The 16,508-nt window shown below is 68.6% G+C and carries 15 protein-coding genes; 10 read left to right on the forward strand and 5 right to left on the reverse strand.

All coding sequences use genetic code 11. The features are described from left to right. The first annotated feature begins 70 nt into the window (after positions 1 to 70). Entirely contained in the window at positions 71 to 322 is a 252-nt protein-coding gene (locus tag EQ874_RS23140; RefSeq protein WP_026003301.1) for a helix-turn-helix domain-containing protein, read from the forward strand. A 17-nt stretch (positions 323 to 339) separates the two neighbouring features. On the opposite strand, the gene EQ874_RS10740 is transcribed toward EQ874_RS23140, so the two are convergent. Beyond that, entirely contained in the window at positions 340 to 906 is a 567-nt protein-coding gene (locus EQ874_RS10740) for a TetR/AcrR family transcriptional regulator (protein WP_016934200.1), read from the reverse strand. 105 nt (positions 907 to 1,011) lie between these two features. Beyond that, on the reverse strand, positions 1,012 to 3,816 hold the full coding sequence (gene acnA / locus EQ874_RS10745) for an aconitate hydratase AcnA (protein WP_129976725.1): 2,805 nt from the start codon (positions 3,814 to 3,816) through the stop codon (positions 1,012 to 1,014). A 342-nt stretch (positions 3,817 to 4,158) separates the two neighbouring features. On the opposite strand from acnA, the gene EQ874_RS10750 reads away from it, so the two are divergent. The 8 genes from EQ874_RS10750 (at position 4,159) to EQ874_RS10785 (ending at position 13,105) form a co-directional block, all read left to right on the forward strand. Beyond that, positions 4,159 to 4,707 carry a DUF6676 family protein gene (locus tag EQ874_RS10750; protein ID WP_242496709.1) on the forward strand — a complete coding sequence of 183 codons (549 nt, stop codon included), beginning with the start codon at positions 4,159 to 4,161 and terminating at the stop codon, positions 4,705 to 4,707. Between the two features lie 332 nt (positions 4,708 to 5,039). Further along, the gene (locus EQ874_RS10755; RefSeq protein WP_129976726.1) at positions 5,040 to 6,938 is read left to right on the forward strand and encodes an NlpC/P60 family protein; all 1,899 of its coding nucleotides are present in this window, start codon (positions 5,040 to 5,042) and stop codon (positions 6,936 to 6,938) included. A 171-nt stretch (positions 6,939 to 7,109) separates the two neighbouring features. Further along, positions 7,110 to 8,390 carry a MoxR family ATPase gene (locus EQ874_RS10760; RefSeq protein ID WP_129976727.1) on the forward strand — a complete coding sequence of 427 codons (1,281 nt, stop codon included), beginning with the start codon at positions 7,110 to 7,112 and terminating at the stop codon, positions 8,388 to 8,390. Continuing rightward, complete coding sequence (locus tag EQ874_RS10765) at positions 8,387 to 9,346, forward strand: DUF58 domain-containing protein (RefSeq protein WP_016934892.1); 960 nt, start codon at positions 8,387 to 8,389, stop codon at positions 9,344 to 9,346. Before EQ874_RS10760 ends, EQ874_RS10765 begins: the two co-directional genes overlap by 4 nt. Continuing rightward, the gene (locus tag EQ874_RS10770; RefSeq protein WP_064064884.1) at positions 9,343 to 10,323 is read left to right on the forward strand and encodes a VWA domain-containing protein; all 981 of its coding nucleotides are present in this window, start codon (positions 9,343 to 9,345) and stop codon (positions 10,321 to 10,323) included. The genes EQ874_RS10765 and EQ874_RS10770 overlap by 4 nt, the downstream gene beginning before the upstream one ends. Before the next feature lie 65 nt (positions 10,324 to 10,388). Continuing rightward, positions 10,389 to 11,138, forward strand: coding sequence for a 3-oxoacyl-ACP reductase FabG1 (fabG1, locus tag EQ874_RS10775; RefSeq protein WP_064064883.1), 750 nt, complete (start codon positions 10,389 to 10,391; stop codon positions 11,136 to 11,138). 67 nt (positions 11,139 to 11,205) lie between these two features. Beyond that, positions 11,206 to 12,012, forward strand: coding sequence for an NADH-dependent enoyl-ACP reductase InhA (inhA, locus tag EQ874_RS10780; RefSeq protein WP_016935267.1), 807 nt, complete (start codon positions 11,206 to 11,208; stop codon positions 12,010 to 12,012). Between the two features lie 22 nt (positions 12,013 to 12,034). Beyond that, on the forward strand, positions 12,035 to 13,105 hold the full coding sequence (locus tag EQ874_RS10785) for a ferrochelatase (protein ID WP_129976728.1): 1,071 nt from the start codon (positions 12,035 to 12,037) through the stop codon (positions 13,103 to 13,105). A 24-nt stretch (positions 13,106 to 13,129) separates the two neighbouring features. On the opposite strand, the gene EQ874_RS10790 is transcribed toward EQ874_RS10785, so the two are convergent. Beyond that, positions 13,130 to 13,810, reverse strand: coding sequence for a helix-turn-helix domain-containing protein (locus tag EQ874_RS10790; RefSeq protein ID WP_064064991.1), 681 nt, complete (start codon positions 13,808 to 13,810; stop codon positions 13,130 to 13,132). Positions 13,811 to 13,979: 169 nt separating this feature from the next. Between EQ874_RS10790 and EQ874_RS10795 the strand changes: the two genes are divergently transcribed. Continuing rightward, positions 13,980 to 14,810, forward strand: coding sequence for a class I SAM-dependent methyltransferase (locus EQ874_RS10795; protein WP_129976729.1), 831 nt, complete (start codon positions 13,980 to 13,982; stop codon positions 14,808 to 14,810). Here EQ874_RS10795 and EQ874_RS10800 read toward each other — a convergent pair. After that, positions 14,791 to 15,402: a histidine phosphatase family protein gene (locus EQ874_RS10800; protein ID WP_129976730.1), complete on the reverse strand. Its 612-nt coding sequence runs from the start codon at positions 15,400 to 15,402 to the stop codon at positions 14,791 to 14,793. The genes EQ874_RS10795 and EQ874_RS10800 overlap by 20 nt on opposite strands. Next, positions 15,399 to 16,496 carry an ABC transporter ATP-binding protein gene (locus EQ874_RS10805; protein ID WP_129976731.1) on the reverse strand — a complete coding sequence of 366 codons (1,098 nt, stop codon included), beginning with the start codon at positions 16,494 to 16,496 and terminating at the stop codon, positions 15,399 to 15,401. Before EQ874_RS10805 ends, EQ874_RS10800 begins: the two co-directional genes overlap by 4 nt. Positions 16,497 to 16,508 lie beyond the last annotated feature (12 nt).

The following is a 16,508-nucleotide window of genomic DNA, read 5'->3' on the forward strand; positions in this document are numbered from 1 at the left end:
TGCGTCCGCGCACCCGGGCGGTCCTCTAGCCTGGGAAAGGGACCTTTGGCGAGGGCGCAGGGAGGATCCGATGGCGCGAAATTCCGGTGGTGGAGAGACGACCTACGCGAAGGGAGCCCGGGTTACGGGGGAATCGCGGGACCGCTTGCAGGAGGATCTGAAGCGCCGCTATGAGGAGGGTGCGAGCATTCGGACGCTCGCGCAGGAAACCGGTCGATCCTACGGTTTCGTCCACAACGTTCTCGTGGAGTCGCAGGTACGGCTGCGGGGCCGTGGCGGGCCGAACCGCCGCAGGGCGGCAGCGGGCGACGAGACGGGCTGAGCAGGCGACACCGCGCGTCAGTCGCGTCGGCGCACCGATTCCTCGACGAGATCGAGGACCGCGACGAGATCCTGTTCGGCGTGCCCTGAGGCGAGGCGGGCGACGAGACCGTCGAGGACGAGGTCGAGATATCCGAGGAGAACTTCGGTCGGCACATCGTCGCGGAGCCTGCCCGCTTCGCGCTGTCGTTCGAGACGACCCACGGTGGCCTCGGTCAGTTCCGCGGAATGCTGCGTCCATGCCTTCGCGAACTCGGGATCGGTACGCAGGCGGCGGGTGATCTCGAGTCGGGTTCCCAGCCAGTCGAACTGGTCGGGCGTGGACAGCATGTCGCGCATGACCTGCACGAGACCCTCGTTGGCGGCGACGTCCGCCATGCGCCGTGCGTCCTCCTGCGCGAGCGCGAGGAACAGGCCGTCCTTGTCCTTGAAATGGTGGAAGATCGCACCGCGGGACAGGCCCGTGGCATCTTCGAGCAGTCGCACGGTCGCGCCTTCGTAACCGTATTCGGCGAAACAGCGACGGGCACCGTCGAGGATCTGCCTGCGCCGCGCGGCGAGATGGTCCTCACTGACCTTGGGCACGCGCCACTTCCTTTCCGCTCGAGGAGACGGCGGGCCCGAGACGAGTCTCGTCCCGGGCCCGCCGCTTCACACAGGTGTGACCGATCGGGTCACGTGCAGTGCTCTCTAGCCGCGGATCATGTTCCGCAGCACGTACTGCAGGATGCCGCCGTTGCGGTAGTAATCCGCTTCGCCCGGGGTGTCGATGCGGACCACGGCGTCGAAGGTGACCTTCTCGCCGTCCTCCTTGGTCGCCGTGACCTTGACGGTCTTCGGCGTGACGCCCTCGTTGAGCTTCTCGATGCCCTCGATGTCGAAGACCTCGGTGCCGGTCAGGCCCAGGGACTTGGCCGACTCGCCCGCCGGGAACTGCAGCGGGATGACGCCCATGCCGATGAGGTTCGAGCGGTGGATGCGCTCGAACGACTCGGTGATGACGGCCTTGACGCCGAGCAGGCGGGTGCCCTTGGCGGCCCAGTCACGCGAGGAACCCGAACCGTACTCCTTGCCACCGAGGACGACCAGCGGGATTCCGGCCTCCTGGTAGTTCTGCGAGGCGTCGTAGATGAACGCCTGCGGAGCACCGTCCTGGGTGAAGTCGCGGGTGTAACCACCGGAGACACCGTCGAGCAGCTGATTCTGCAGACGGATGTTCGCGAAGGTACCGCGGACCATCACCTCGTGGTTGCCGCGACGCGAACCGAGCGAGTTGTAGTCCTTGCGCTCGACACCGTGGGCGTCGAGGTACTGCGCGGCCGGGGTACCCGGCTTGATGGGCCCGGCCGGGCTGATGTGGTCGGTGGTCACCGAATCGCCGAGCAGCGCGAGCACACGCGCACCCTTGATGTCGGAGACCGCATCCGGATCCATCGTCATGCCGTCGAAGTACGGAGCCTTGCGAACGTACGTCGAGTTCTCGTCCCACGCGAAGGTGTCACCCTCGGGGGTCTCGAGGTTCTGCCAGCGCTCGTCGCCCTTGAAGACGTCGGCGTAGGACTTGCGGAACATGTCCTGGCTGATCGCCGACTTGATGGTGTCGTCGATCTCCTGGGCGGAGGGCCAGATGTCCTTCAGGAGGACGTCGTTGCCGTCGGTGTCCTTGCCCAGGGCGTCGGTCTCGAAGTCGAAGTCCATCGTGCCCGCGAGCGCGTACGCGATGACCAGCGGCGGCGAGGCCAGGTAGTTCATCTTCACGTCGGGGGAGATGCGACCCTCGAAGTTGCGGTTGCCGGAGAGCACCGCGGTGACCGAGAGGTCGTTGTCGTTGACGGCCTTCGAGATCTCCTCGGGCAGCGGGCCGGTGTTACCGATGCACGTGGTGCAACCGAAACCGCCGAGGTAGAAGCCGAGCTTCTCGAGATACGGCCACAGACCGGCCTTCTCGTAGTAGTCGTTGACGACCTGCGAACCCGGAGCCATGTTGGTCTTGACCCACGGCTTGGTGGACAGGCCCTTCTCGACCGCGTTGCGGGCGAGCAGTGCGGCACCGAGCATGACCGACGGGTTGGAGGTGTTGGTGCAGGAGGTGATGCCCGCAACCACGACCGCGCCGTGGTCGAGGACGAACTCGCCGCGCTCCTCCGAGACGACCTCGACCGGCTTCGACGGACGGCCGTGGGCCCCGTTGGCAGCCGAGTGGACGTCGACGGCACCGTCGTCAGCGAAGGACAGCACGGCCGGGTCGGACGCCGGGAAGGACTCTTCGACGGCCTCGTCGAGCTTGCTGTGCTCGGCCGGGAGGTTCTCCTCCACGTAGTTGTGGATGTCCTTGCGGAAGGCGACCTTCGACTCGGACAGCAGGATGCGGTCCTGCGGGCGCTTCGGGCCGGCGATCGACGGGACGACCGTCGACAGGTCGAGCTCGAGGTACTCGGAGAACTCGGGCTCGCGGCTCGGATCGTGCCACAGGCCCTGTTCCTTGGCGTACGCCTCGACGAGAGCGAGCTGCTCGTCGCTGCGGCCGGTCAGGCGCAGGTAGTTGATGGTCTCGCCGTCGATCGGGAAGATCGCTGCGGTGGAACCGAACTCGGGGCTCATGTTGCCGAGGGTCGCGCGGTTGGCGAGGGGGACCTCGGCCACGCCGGCGCCGTAGAACTCGACGAACTTGCCGACGACACCGTGCTTACGGAGCATGTCGGTGACGGTGAGCACGACGTCGGTGGCGGTCACGCCGGGCCGGATCTCACCGGTGAGCTTGAAGCCGACCACGCGCGGGATCAGCATGGAGACCGGCTGGCCGAGCATGGCGGCCTCGGCCTCGATGCCGCCGACGCCCCAGCCGAGCACGCCGAGACCGTTGACCATCGTGGTGTGCGAGTCGGTGCCGACGCAGGTGTCGGGGTAGGCCTGCCCGTTGCGGACCATGACGGTCGGGGCGAGGTACTCGATGTTGACCTGGTGCACGATGCCCATGCCCGGCGGGACGACGCGGAAGTCGTCGAAGGCGCCCTGGCCCCAGCGGAGGAACTGGTAGCGCTCGCCGTTGCGCTCGTACTCGAGGTCGACGTTGCGCTCGAGGGCGTCGGCGCGACCGAAGTAGTCGAGGATCACCGAGTGGTCGATGACCATGTCGGCGGGGGAGAGGGGGTTGACCTTGTTCGGGTCGCCGCCCAGGGTGGTGACGGCCTCACGCATGGTCGCGAGGTCGACGACACAGGGGACGCCCGTGAAGTCCTGCATGATCACGCGGGCAGGCGTGAACTGGATCTCGATGCTCGGGTCGGCGGAGGGATCCCAGTCGGCGATGGCCCGGATGTGATCGGCCGTGATGTTGGCACCGTCCTCGGTGCGCAGCAGGTTCTCGGCCAGGACCTTCAAAGAGTAAGGAAGTTTCTCGGTGCCGGGGACGGCCGACAGGCGGAAGATCTCGTACGAGTTGTCTCCGACCTGCAGCGAACCCTTGGCGCCGAACGAATCACTACTGGTGCTCACGTCAGCTCCACTCGTCGTTTCGGCTGGCCGCCGACGGGGCTGTGTCGACGGCTGAAGCGAGGCACACGACTTCCACCCACGGCCCGTGGCCCGGATGCAGAATGTCGTGGCGTCTCGCACTCGATTCTAACAGTACGCTTGTCCTGTATTGAACCGAAGCCGGGGTTTGTCGTGCCGTCGCGGGGCGTCACGGGTATCGGTCCTGTTCGCGACGAGTGCTGCGAGCCGCCGTCGCGCGATCGCGTAGTGTTCTGCACTGCCGCACGGGTGTGGCGCTTCGTGTCGTTTCCGAGCGGCCGGACCGCCGGTCGCCCGGACTTTGTTCAGTACCACCGGAGAGAGATGTCTGCGCCACTGCTTCGTATACCGGGCCCTGCGCTCACGGATCTGCCTGCCGGGGTCTCCGTCGACAAAGTGCTCGCCGATCTTGCCGACGATCAGGTTGCGGCACCGTCGCAGTACGTCGACGATCTCGTCGCAGAGGTGCAGCGCGCGCACGAGAACGGGATCGACCTGAGTGTGGTCGTACTCGACCGGGACCCGCGTATGGATTCGCAGCTTCGCGACCTCGCGACGGAGGTGGGGGCCGAGGACGGCGGGACCGTGTTGGTCCTCAGCCCCGGCTGGGTCGGGACGTTCAGCGCGGATCTCGACCGGGTCACCCTCGAGGCGGCCCAGGACCGCACATACACCGGCGATCCGGTGGTGTCCACGCGCAACTTCGTCGATTCGGTGCTCGAGCCGTCGCCCCCCTGGACACTGATGACATTGCTGATCGTCGCCGTCGTCGCTCTTGCGGCCGGTGCGACCTTCCTGGCGAAGCGGCGCCGGACGGATGGTGACCAGACCGTTGCCGGAGGTAACGGAATGTCATCGCCCGACGCCTCCTGACGTCTCTTTCCCGTCACCACCGCGGGGTTGTCCGGGCCGCCCGTCCGACGATTCCGCCGAGATCCGGTAGATGATGCCGTTCGGTGTCCTCACGGTGTTCTTCGAACGATCTTCGTGACTGTCATGCGACATACCCCTGTGGTGTCGTACGGTTCTCATGACGCTCTTGGGGAAGGTGTGTCACAACCCGGTTCGTGGGAACGCTGTCCACAGCCGGTGTACGACTGCAGCGTGTGAGCCATGGGGTACCCACGGCTGACCGATGCTGTCTGCCTTCCTCGGGTCGTCCGGCCGGATGCCTTGGCCACCAGGTGCGATCGAGGGAGACGCAAGTGAGACGGTTCGGTATCCACGGGGGGATTCCGCGACGGTCGGGGCCGGACGGTGCCGGCCGGGCGCTCACTGCAGGCCCTCGGCCCGACAGTCCGACGCCCCGCCGTACCCCGCGGGCGCGCACCGGCACGCTGCTCGCCGGTTTAGGACTGGTCACAGCCGTACTCCTCACCGTCTCCACGACAGCCTCTGCCGCGCCGCCCCCGCCGCCGAACCCGTCCGACGCGGAGATCGATCGCGCAGGAGCGGCCGTGGCGGCCAATATCGATCGGGTCGGGCAACTGATCGTCCGGATCGCCGACGCCGATCAGCAACTCGCCGAGCTCGACGCGCAGGTCGCGATCCGACGCGAGGATGTCAACCGGGCCCTTGTCGACCTGCAGAACGCGCGCGATGCGGCAGATCTCGCCGAACGGGTGGTCGCGGATTCCCGTCGTGCACTCGACGACGCCGCCGATCGGATCGCCGCCGCGCAGCAGAACTTCGACGCGTTCGTCCGCGACAGCTACACACGCGGCGCCAATTCGGTGTCCCTCGCGGCCTTCCTCGACGTCGACGGTCCCGACGACCTGCTCGACCGTGCCCAGGTGATGCGGGTGCTCTCCGCCGGGCGTACCGCCGTGCTCGACGCGCTCCAGCGCGCCCGGGCCACGGAGGCCAACTCCCACTCGCGGGCGCGGGCGGCCAAGCTCGAAGCCGACGCGGCTGCGGACGCGGCCGAACAACGCAAGGCCGACGCGGAGGCCGCGATCGCGGTCGCGCGTGCCGAACTCGGCCGGCAGGCCGCCGAGAAGTCGCGCATCGAGCAGGAACGTGCGGGCGCCCAGAGCGAGCTCGACACGGCCCGTGTGAACGTCGCCGGACTCGAGGGGCAACGCGCGCAGTATCTCGACTGGGATCGTCGCCGTGCAGCCGAGGAAGCTGCTGCTGCGGCGGCGGCCGAGGCGGCGCGGGTCGCGGCTGCGGGGGCGGCCGAGCGTGTCGCGGCCGACGCCGCAGCCCGGGCACGTGCGGCGGAACTCGCCAACGGCCGCCGCCCCCACACCCTGGTCGAGGAGTCACCCGCGGCGACCGACGGCGACGTCGCGTTGCCGGAAGACGTCACCACCGAGTCCGGGGCACCCCAGGACGGCGGCACCGGTACGGGTACGGATTTGCCGGACTACACCGAGGGTGGGACCGTCCCGGACTACACGGACGACGACCCCGACGGCGGGACCGTCCCGGACGATACGGGTGGTGGCACCGTCCCGGACGACACGGACGGTGGGACCGTCCCGGACGACACGGACGGCGGCACCGTTCCCGACGTGGACGACGGCGCCGGTAGCGACGACGGTGGGATCGACTGGGACAACCCGGATCCGGGCGACCCCGTCGTGGAGAGCCCGGGATCCGGCACCGGCGGAACGGGCTCCCGTCCTTCCACATCTGATTCGCCGCCTCGCGCCCCGTCCCGTCCGAGCGTCACCGGTCCTGCCGCGGTGGAGGTCGTCATCGACCGCGCGATGTCCCAGATCGGCGTGCCCTACGCCTGGGGCGGCGGGAACGAGAACGGACCGACCCGCGGTATCCGCGACGGCGGTGTCGCCGATGTCCACGGCGACTACGCCAAGGTCGGCTTCGACTGTTCCGGACTGATGATCTATGCGTTCGCGGGCATCGGCGTCTCGCTACCGCACTACACCGGCTACCAGTACACGGCAGGTTCACAGATCCCGTCGTCGCAGATGAGACGGGGCGACATGATCTTCTACGGACCCAACGCCAGTCAGCACGTCGCGCTGTACCTCGGTGACGGACAGATGCTCGAGGCGCCGCAGTCGGGGTCGTACGTGAAGATCTCGCCGGTACGCTGGGGCGACATGACACCGTACGTGGTGCGCATGGTGTCGTGAGGGCGAGGTTTGCCGCGGCCCTCGTGCCGCCGAGGACAGGCGCCCATCCGGTCGATCCCGGGTGCGTCTCCCGGTCGGTGCAGGGGTGACGACACACCGAGCCGGCACCTGCAATAGTGGTGCAGCAGGTGTTTCCAACGGAGCGACGTAGGCGAAAGCGGTGGATTGTCGGTGACCTCACGCGAGGGTGGAACGTCCGGTTCGGCAACGCCGGGCAACCAGGGTGGCAACGACGGACGGAAGAACAACCAGGCTGCGGCGGGTGCTGCGCCGGCGCCGAAGACGACCGGCGTGAACATCGCACCGGCACCGCGGGCGTCCGGTGTGAATACCCGTGAGCCCGGCGGCGACGCCCCTGCGAGGGCGTACGACCCGGCCGACGACGTCCGTCTCCTCGAACGGGCCGTCTACGAGGTCAAACGCGTGATCGTGGGCCAGGACCTGCTGGTGGAGCGGATGCTCGTCGGTGTTCTCGCCCGCGGCCACGTGCTGCTCGAAGGTGTGCCGGGCGTGGCGAAGACGCTGGCCGTCGAAACTTTCGCGAAGGTCGTCGGCGGGTCCTTCTCCCGGGTGCAGTTCACTCCGGACCTCGTGCCGACCGACCTCGTCGGTACTCGCATCTACCGTCAGGGACGCGAGGAGTTCGACACCGAACTCGGCCCTGTCGTCGCGAACTTCGTGCTCGCCGACGAGATCAACCGCGCGCCGGCGAAGGTGCAGTCGGCTCTGCTCGAGGTGATGGCCGAACGGCACGTCACCATCGGCGGGAAGACCTTCCCGATGCCTGAGCCGTTCCTCGTGATGGCAACCCAGAACCCCATCGAGAACGAGGGTGTCTATCCGCTGCCGGAAGCGCAGCGCGACCGCTTCCTGTTCAAGGTCCTCGTCGACTATCCGACGGTGGAGGAGGAGCGCGAGATCGTCTACCGGATGGGCGTCGCCGCTCCGGAGCCGAAGCAGGTGCTCGACAACGAGCAGCTCCTGCGCCTGCAGAAGATCGCCGGACGTGTCTTCGTCCACCACGCGCTGGTCGACTACGTCGTGCGTGTCATCTTCGCGACGCGGCAGCCCACCGAACTCGGGCTGCACGACGTGCAGGGCTGGATCGCCTACGGCGCATCGCCCCGAGCGACGCTGGGCATCATCTCCTCGGCACGTGCCCTCGCACTCGTGCGGGGCCGCGACTACGTGGTGCCGCAGGACATCGTCGACGTCATCCCCGATGTGCTCCGTCACCGCCTGGTGCTGTCCTACGACGCGCTCGCGGACGATGTCTCCGCGGATCAGATCATCACCCGAATCCTGCAGACGGTCGGCCTTCCGCAGGTCGCGCCGCAGGCGAACGCACCCGTGCCGTCGGCGACACCGGCTCCCGTCGATCCGCGGTCCGCGGCCGGCCCGCAGACACCCGTCGGTGCGCCCGGTCCGCAGGGAGGTGCGGGCGCGCGGTGAGCACACGTCCTCACGACGGGTCTCCACCGCGGTTCAGATCCGGTGAACTGCGCGATCCCGCGCTCACCGCCGCGCTCCGCACCCTCGAGCTGACCGTGCGGCGCCGTCTCGACGGTGTCCTGCACGGCGATCACCTCGGTCTGATCCCGGGGCCGGGTTCCGAACCGGGCGACGCCCGGGAGTACCAGCCGGGCGACGACGTGCGGCAGATGGACTGGTCGGTCACCGCGCGCACCACGCATCCGCATGTGCGTCAGACCGTCGCCGATCGCGAACTCGAGACGTGGCTCGCGATCGACCTGTCGGCCAGCCTGGACTTCGGTACCGGTCTGTGCGAGAAGCGCGATCTGGTGGTCGCGGCGGTGGCCGCGCTGGCGCACCTGACCACCGGCGGCGGAAACCGGATCGGGGCGGTGGTCTCCACCGGCAGCGAGACGGTCCGCGTCCCCGCGCGTGGCGGACGGCTGCATGCCCAGTCGCTGTTGCGGACGGTCGCGACCACCCCGCATCCGCCGGACGGGACCCGTGGTGATCTCCGAGGCGTCGTCGAGGCGCTGCGACGCCCTCAGCGCCGCCGGGGGCTCGCCGTCGTGGTGAGCGACTTCCTCGGTCCGCTCGACTGGGAGAGGTCCCTGCGGGCACTGTCCGGCCGTCACGAACTCCTCGCCGTGGAAATCCTCGACCGCCGCGACCTCGAACTGCCCGATCTGGGCGATGTGGTCCTCCACGACCCGGAGACGGGCCGCACCCGCGAGTTCACGACCACTCCGGAACTGCGGGCCGACTACGCGCAGGCGGCCGCCGAGCATCGGGCGGCCGTGCACCAGGCGCTGCGCAGCTGTGGTGCGCCCGTCCTGACCCTGCACACCGACCGCGACTGGATCGGCGATGTCGTGCGGTTCGTCGCGGCGCGTCGGCACAGCTACGGCGTACCCGCACGGCAGGGGGGACGATGAGCCTGTCCGGATTCACCTCACCGTGGTGGTTGCTGCTGCTGCTCGTCGTCGCTGCCCTCGGGGGCGCGTACGTGCTGGTCCAGCGTCGGCGCCAGGCGAACACGCTGCGCTTCACGAATCTCGAACTGCTCGAGAAGGTCGCTCCCGCCCGTCCCGGACGCGCCCGGCACATTCCGGTCGCCCTGCTGCTCGTGGGCCTGGTCTTCCTCACGGTGGCGCTCGCCGGTCCCACCGCCGAGCAGCGGGTACCGCGCAACCGGGCCACGGTCGTGCTCGTCATCGACGTGTCGCTGTCGATGGAGGCCACCGATGTCGCGCCCACCCGCCTGGCGGCGGCGCAGGAAGCCGCCAAGCAGTTCGCCGACGACCTGACGCCCGGCATCAACCTCGGTCTCGTCGCGTTCTCGGGTACCGCCTCGGTTCTGGTCTCACCGACCACCAACCGCGAGGCGACCAAGTCCGCGATCGACAACCTGCAGCTGAGCGAACGCACCGCGACCGGCGAGGCGATCTTCACGGCGATGCAGTCGATCGACACGCTCGCCGCGGTACTCGGCGGCAGCGACCAGGCGCCACCCGCGCGGATCGTGCTCCTGTCCGACGGCAAGCAGACCGTGCCCGAGAGTCCCGACGATCCGCGCGGCGGGTTCACCGCGGCACGACAGGCCGCGGAGAAGGGCATCCCGGTCTCGACGATCTCGTTCGGCACGCAGACGGGAACCGTCACCATCGAGGACGATCGGATCCCCGTGCCCGTCGACGATCCGTCGCTCAAGGAGATCGCCAATCTCTCGGGCGGCAGCTTCTTCACCGCGGCGAGCCTCGAGGAACTCGAAGATGCCTACGACACGCTCGAGGAGCAGATCGGCTTCGAGACGACCCGCGGCGACGCGAGCCGTCCCTGGCTCATGCTCGGAGCGCTCTCGGTGATCGCGGGACTCGGCGCGGCGATGGTGCTGCGCCAGCGGCTGCCCTGATCCGCATTGTGCGCCTTCACGGAGCGTTTTCCGTCCTGGACCGGCCACCAGATAGGTTGGAACGCATGACTGACGCAGAAAGTGCCGCAGCGTCCACGCGTGCGGGTGCCACCCCTCGATCCGTGCTCGTCACGGGTGGAAACCGCGGGATCGGCCTCGCCGTCGCCCGTCGGCTGCAGGCGGACGGCCACAAGGTCGCCGTCACCCATCGCGGTTCGGGTGCGCCCGACGGCCTGTTCGGTGTGCGGTGCGATGTCACCGACGCCGATTCGGTCGATGCCGCGTTCGCAGAGGTCGAGGATCATCAGGGTCCTGTCGAGGTGCTCGTGGCGAACGCCGGCATCACCGACGACACCCTGCTGATGCGCATGACCGAGGACCAGTTCACCTCGGTCATCGACGCGAACCTCACCGGCGCCTTCCGATGTGCCAAGCGCGCGAACCGCGCGATGCTGCGTGGCCGCTGGGGCCGCATGATCTTCCTCGGCTCGGTGGTCGGTCTCGCGGGCCAGGCCGGTCAGATCAACTACGCATCCTCGAAGGCCGGTGTCATCGGTCTCGCCCGCTCCGTCACTCGCGAACTCGGTTCGCGCTCGATCACGGCCAATGTCGTCGCCCCCGGTTTCATCGAGACGGACATGACCGCTGATCTGTCCGACGACCTGCGTGAGACCGCGAAGAAGTTCATCCCGCTGCAGCGCCTGGGCAGGCCCGAGGATGTTGCAGCCGTCGTCAGCTTCCTCGCTTCCGACGACTCCGCCTACGTCTCCGGCGCCGTGATCCCGGTCGACGGCGGCATGGGCATGGGCCACTGACGGTCCGGCGGACCATACCGCGGTCGCACCGACCACATCCGAATCTCACTGGAGGACCGACACACTCATGGGCGGACTGCTCGAGGGCAAGACCATTCTCGTCACCGGCATCATCACCGATGCCTCCATCGCCTTCCACACCGCGAAGGTCGCGCAGGAACAGGGCGCGAAGGTGATCATCACCGGTTTCGAACGTCTCCGGTTGATCGACCGGATCGCGCAGCGTCTCCCGCAGCCTGTGCCGCCGGCGATCAGCCTCGACGTGCAGAACCAGGAGGATCTCGACGGTCTCGCCGACAAGATCCGCGAACTCGCACCGGAAGGAATCGACGGTGTCGTCCATTCCATCGGTTTCGCGCCCCGATCGTGCCTGGGCAGCCCCTTCCTCGACGCGCCGTGGACGGACGTCGCGGTGGCACTCGAGGTGTCGGCCTACTCGTACGGTGCGCTCGCCAAGGCCGTCCTTCCCGTGATGAACGAGGGCGGTTCGATCGTGGGAATGGATTTCGATCCGTCCCGGGCCGTGCCGTTCTACAACTGGATGGGTGTCTCCAAGGCGACGCTCGAGTCGGTGAACCGTTACGTGGCCAAGGAGGTCGGCCCGCGCGGTATCCGGTCCAATCTCGTCGCCGCCGGCCCGATCAAGACGCTCGCCGCGAAGGCCATCGCCGGCGACGCGACCGGTCCGGGCGCCGAGATGAACCGGCTCAACGAGGGTTGGTCGGCCGCGTCCCCGATCGGCTGGGACGTCGATGATCCGACGCCTGTGGCGAAGACCGTGTGTGCGGTGCTGTCCGACTGGCTACCCGGGACGACGGGTTCCATCGTCTACGTCGACGGCGGGTTCCACTCCCAGGTCGGCTTCGGCGGCTGACCGCACCACGGAAGGCATTTCGATGACGAACACCCCCGAGGCGTACGACGCGCTGATGCTGTTGTCGTTCGGCGGACCGGAAGGTCCCGACGACGTGCGGCCGTTTCTCGAGAACGTCACCCGCGGACGAGGTATCCCCCCGGAACGGCTCGACGAGGTCGCGCAGCATTACCTGCATTTCGGGGGTGTCTCGCCGATCAATGCCCTCAACCGGGCGATCATCGATGCCGTGCGCGTCGAATTCGACGCGCACGGCATCGAACTGCCGATCTACTTCGGCAACCGCAACTGGCATCCCATGGTCGAGGACACCGTCACCCGGATGCGCGACGACGGGATCCGCAACGCGCTGGTGTTCGCGACGTCCGCCTGGGGCGGTTACTCGGGATGCCGGCAGTACCACGAGGACATCGCGCGGGCTCGGGACGCCGTCGAGAACGCTCCGCAGCTGACGAAGCTGCGGCACTTCTACGATCACCCGCTGTTCGTCGACGCCGTCACCGATGCGGTGCGCGCAGCGCGCGTCGAACTCGCGGATGAGGTGCGCGACTCCGCACGCGTGGTCTTCACGGCCCACTCCGTCCCGAGTTCCTTCGACGCGACGGGTGGTCCGCCGGAGGAAGGCGGACATCTCTACAGTCGCCAGGTCGCCGAGGCCGCGCGGCTGGTGGCCGAGGCGCTCGGCGAGGACGACTACGACCTGGTGTGGCAGTCGCGGTCGGGTCCGCCGCGGGTGCCGTGGCTCGAACCCGACATCGTCGACCATATCGAGGCCCTGCACGAACGCGGCGTGACTGCGGTCGTGGTCGTGCCGGTCGGATTCGTCTCCGACCACCTCGAGGTCGTGTGGGATCTCGACACCGAAGCCCGCGACCGCGCCGCCGAGCTGGGCATGGGCTTCTCGCGCGCGGCCACGGCCGGAACCGACCCGCGCTTCGCTCGACTCGTCCGCGAACTCGTCGACGAACGGCGCGACGGGGTCACCGCCCGCCGCTGCGGCACCGAACCGCTGCTCGGAGCCGGGTGCAACGGGAGCCTGTGCGCCGTCGGGTGCTGCGAGCCGCCGAAACGCCCGGCCCGGCCCGCCGACTGATCTGGACTGATCTGTCGCACCGCCTCATCCGGCGGGTTGTCCGGCCGGTACGGCGAGGGGAAAGCGGAACCAGCGCGGCAGAGACCGACGCAGGACGCTCGGCCCGTCGACGACGACGGTGCCCGAACGCACGGCGTCCGACCAGGTGGCTTCGCCGCGCCGGATCTCGGTCAGCTCCCGCAACCCGGCCGTCACCCGGACCGAGACCTCGAATCCCGGGTTCTCGTCGCATACGTCGACCTCGTGGGGACCGATGACGAGCCACCACCGGCGCGCCGCGTGGGTGACCGCTGGGAAGACGAACTCGACGACCGTCCGTGATCCCGGCACGGCGGCACGGTCGACGTGCCGGTGCATGTCCCACATCAGCAGCCTCGGATCGAGATCGGCGTCGCCGAGCCTGCCGGTCCAGCGCGTCCCCCAGGCGCCGAGCGCGTCGACGACGGTCTCGAGGTCGCGTCCTGCGGGTGTGAGCACGTACCGGACGTCGGTTCCGTCCTCGAGGCGCTGCACGATGCCCGCCGCCGCGAGCCCGTGCAACCGCTTCGACAACAGCGTCGGTGACATGCGGGGCAGGCCCCGTCGGAGGTCGTTGAACCGTTCGCTGCCGAGCACGAGTTCGCGCACCACGAGCAGCGTCCACCTCTCGTCGAACAGTTCCATCGCCTTGGCGACGGGACAGAACTGCTGGTAGGGCGGGCCCATGATCGGATAGTAGGCCGGTCGGACCGCCGCGACCAGCACGAACGGACGGCGATGCGGTACAGATTGTGTACTGGAGGACACCGTCCCGGCCTTCCTACAGTCGATCTGTGACCCGGGGCCGCCGCCCGACGGTGCCGAAGCCGGGTCCCTCGACAGGAGGAATCCTCTGATGACCGACATCTCCACGACACACGACGCCGATCGCGTCCTCAAGGCCAAGCACCGGGCGATGTGGGCACTCGGCGACTATCCGGCGGTGGCGACACAGGTCATCGCCGAACTCGGACCCGCACTCGTGTCCGCAACCGGAATCGGTCCGGACGACCGCGTCCTGGACATCGCCGCGGGGTCCGGCAACGCCTCGATTCCGGCCGCGCTCACCGGAGCGACGGTCGTCGCCACCGACCTGACACCGGAACTGTTCGAGGTCGGTCGGCGTGACGCCGAGGCGGCCGGTGCGGATCTCGACTGGCAGGAGGCGGACGCCGAAGCGCTCCCGTTCGACGATGCGAGCTTCGACGCCGTGATCTCCTGCGTCGGAGTGATGTTCGCGCCCTACCACCGAGCCGCCGCCGACCAGCTGCTCCGGGTGACACGGCCGGGTGGCCGAATCGGCCTGCTGAGCTGGACACCGGGTGGCTTCATCGGACAGATGTTCGCGACGATGAAACCGTATGCGCCGCCGCCTCCTCCGGGCGCGCAACCGCCACCGCTGTGGGGCGACGAGGTGCACGTACGAGAACTGATCGGCGATCGCGTCACCGACCTGCAGGCACGCACCGAGAATCTCCGTGTCGAGTGCTTCGCGACCGGTGCGGACTTCCGGGACTTCTTCAAGGCCGCATACGGTCCCACGATCGCGGTGTACCGCAACATCGCCGACGATCAGGAGCGGGTCACGTCCCTCGATCGTGAGCTCCTCGAACTCGCCCAGCGTCACGATCTCGGTGGCGGAGCGATGGACTGGGAATACCTGCTGGTCACCGCGCAGCGGAGCTGACCCGCCCCGCGCAGGCGTGCGGGTCCGGTGGCGCGGTGCGGTTGACCGATCGCACCACCCACCGGCCGGACCATTCGAGTTCGCTCACGGCGCCGTTGACGATGCGCGGCGCGGGTTCCGGTGACAACCGGTCGAGTACAGCGCGGATCAGTGCGCCGTGCGAGACGACCACGATCCGGCAGCCGGGGTGCATCGCGGCAGCGACGTCGAGTGCGCGTACGCCTCTCGTGGCGACTGCCCCCAGGGGTTCGAGTCCGGGGAAATTCCCGCCGGGCCAGCGCGCCTCGGCGTCCTCCCGGGTCGAGCCCTCGGCATCGCCGTAGGTACGTTCGGCCAGATCCGGAATCGTTCCGGACATCCCGATGCACAGATGGGCGGCCACGATTCGGCCGGTGTCGTACGCGCGTGACAGCGGCGAGGACACAACGGTGTCCCAGCCGGTGGGGTCGAGGAGGTCGAGTAGGCGCGCGGCGCCCCGTGCCTGCTCCCGGCCGACCTCGTCGAGTGGGACGTCGGTGCTGCCCTGCAGCAGGCCGCGCCGATTCCAGTCGGTACGCCCGTGCCGTACGAGAGCCAGTCGGGTGGTGTTCATCGACCCGCCCCGGACAACACGTTCGCGTCCTCGTCGGTCGTCACCCTGCCGGTCGACGAATAGAACAGCGCGCGGTGGACGGACACTCCCACGCGGTCTCCGACCGCCGGACGTAACCCTGCGACGGCACAACGAAATTCGATACCGCGGCACGAGACGACGACGTCGCTGGCATCGCGTCCGAACAGCGACGACATCACGATGCCCTGCCTCGGCGCGTCCTGTGGTGCCGTCAACGTGATGTCGCCGGGAAGAACTGCGAGAGTGCCCGGCCCGGAGGCATCGTCCGGAATCGCATCCGGTCGCAGCCGGACGGCACCGTCGTCGCTGACGAAGCCGTCCGCCGACACGCTTCCGGTCAGCAGATTCGCATCCGACAAGAACGAGGCGACGAAGGCGGACCGCGGGCGGAGCACGAGATCCTCGGGTGTGCCGATCTGCAGGATCCGGCCGTGGTCGAGCACCACGACGCGGTCGGCGAGCGCCAGCGCCTCGGCACGATCGTGTGTCACGTGGACGACCGTGAGTTGCTGGGAGCGGGTGAGGGTGCGCAATTCGAGACGCAACCGGTCGCGGAGCGGCTCGTCGAGGGCGGACAACGCCTCGTCGAGCAACAGAGCGCGGGGCCGGCCGGCAAGTGCGCGCGCGAGCGCCACCCGTTGTCGCTGCCCGCCGGACAGGGTCGCCGGATCCCGCTTCTCCAGACCCGGAAGCCCCACCAGCTCGAGCACCTCGGCGACCCGCGACGCGCGGTGGGCACGCGGGAGCTTCGCGATCTCCAGCGGATACGCGACATTGCGGCCCACATTCCGGTGCGGCCAGATGGCGTGGTTCTGGAACACCATGCCCAGACGGCGCTTCTCCGGGGGGACACTCCGAGTGCCGTCGGCAACGACGTCTTCACCGAGCCGGATCGTGCCCTCGGTGGGGTCGAGAAAGCCGGCCACCGTGCGGAGCAGGGTCGTCTTCCCCGATCCGGACGGACCGACGAGGGCTACGAATTCGCCGTCCCGAACGTCGAGGTCGATGCCGGACAGTCCTGCGGTGCCGTCGGGGAAGCGCAGGTCGACACCGGTCAGGGTGATCGCGGACATGAAAAATTATCC

Origin of the sequence: Rhodococcus sp. Q1, from assembly GCF_004153645.1 — a bacterium.
In the GTDB taxonomy this organism is placed as follows: Bacteria; Actinomycetota; Actinomycetes; order Mycobacteriales; family Mycobacteriaceae; genus Rhodococcus; species Rhodococcus gordoniae.

Bases quoted from the DNA above. Each gene is read 5' to 3' on its own strand.
- EQ874_RS23140 (WP_026003301.1), top strand. From the start codon at position 71: ATGGCGCGAAATTCCGGTGGTGGAGAGACGACCTACGCGAAGGGAGCC.
- fabG1 (WP_064064883.1), top strand. From the start codon at position 10,389: ATGACTGACGCAGAAAGTGCCGCAGCGTCCACGCGTGCGGGTGCCACC.
- EQ874_RS10805 (WP_129976731.1), bottom strand. From the start codon at position 16,496: ATGTCCGCGATCACCCTGACCGGTGTCGACCTGCGCTTCCCCGACGGC.
- EQ874_RS10770 (WP_064064884.1), top strand. From the start codon at position 9,343: ATGAGCCTGTCCGGATTCACCTCACCGTGGTGGTTGCTGCTGCTGCTC.
- inhA (WP_016935267.1), top strand. From the start codon at position 11,206: ATGGGCGGACTGCTCGAGGGCAAGACCATTCTCGTCACCGGCATCATC.
- EQ874_RS10750 (WP_242496709.1), top strand. From the start codon at position 4,159: ATGTCTGCGCCACTGCTTCGTATACCGGGCCCTGCGCTCACGGATCTG.
- EQ874_RS10800 (WP_129976730.1), bottom strand. From the start codon at position 15,402: ATGAACACCACCCGACTGGCTCTCGTACGGCACGGGCGTACCGACTGG.
- EQ874_RS10790 (WP_064064991.1), bottom strand. From the start codon at position 13,810: ATGGGCCCGCCCTACCAGCAGTTCTGTCCCGTCGCCAAGGCGATGGAA.
- EQ874_RS10785 (WP_129976728.1), top strand. From the start codon at position 12,035: ATGACGAACACCCCCGAGGCGTACGACGCGCTGATGCTGTTGTCGTTC.
- EQ874_RS10795 (WP_129976729.1), top strand. From the start codon at position 13,980: ATGACCGACATCTCCACGACACACGACGCCGATCGCGTCCTCAAGGCC.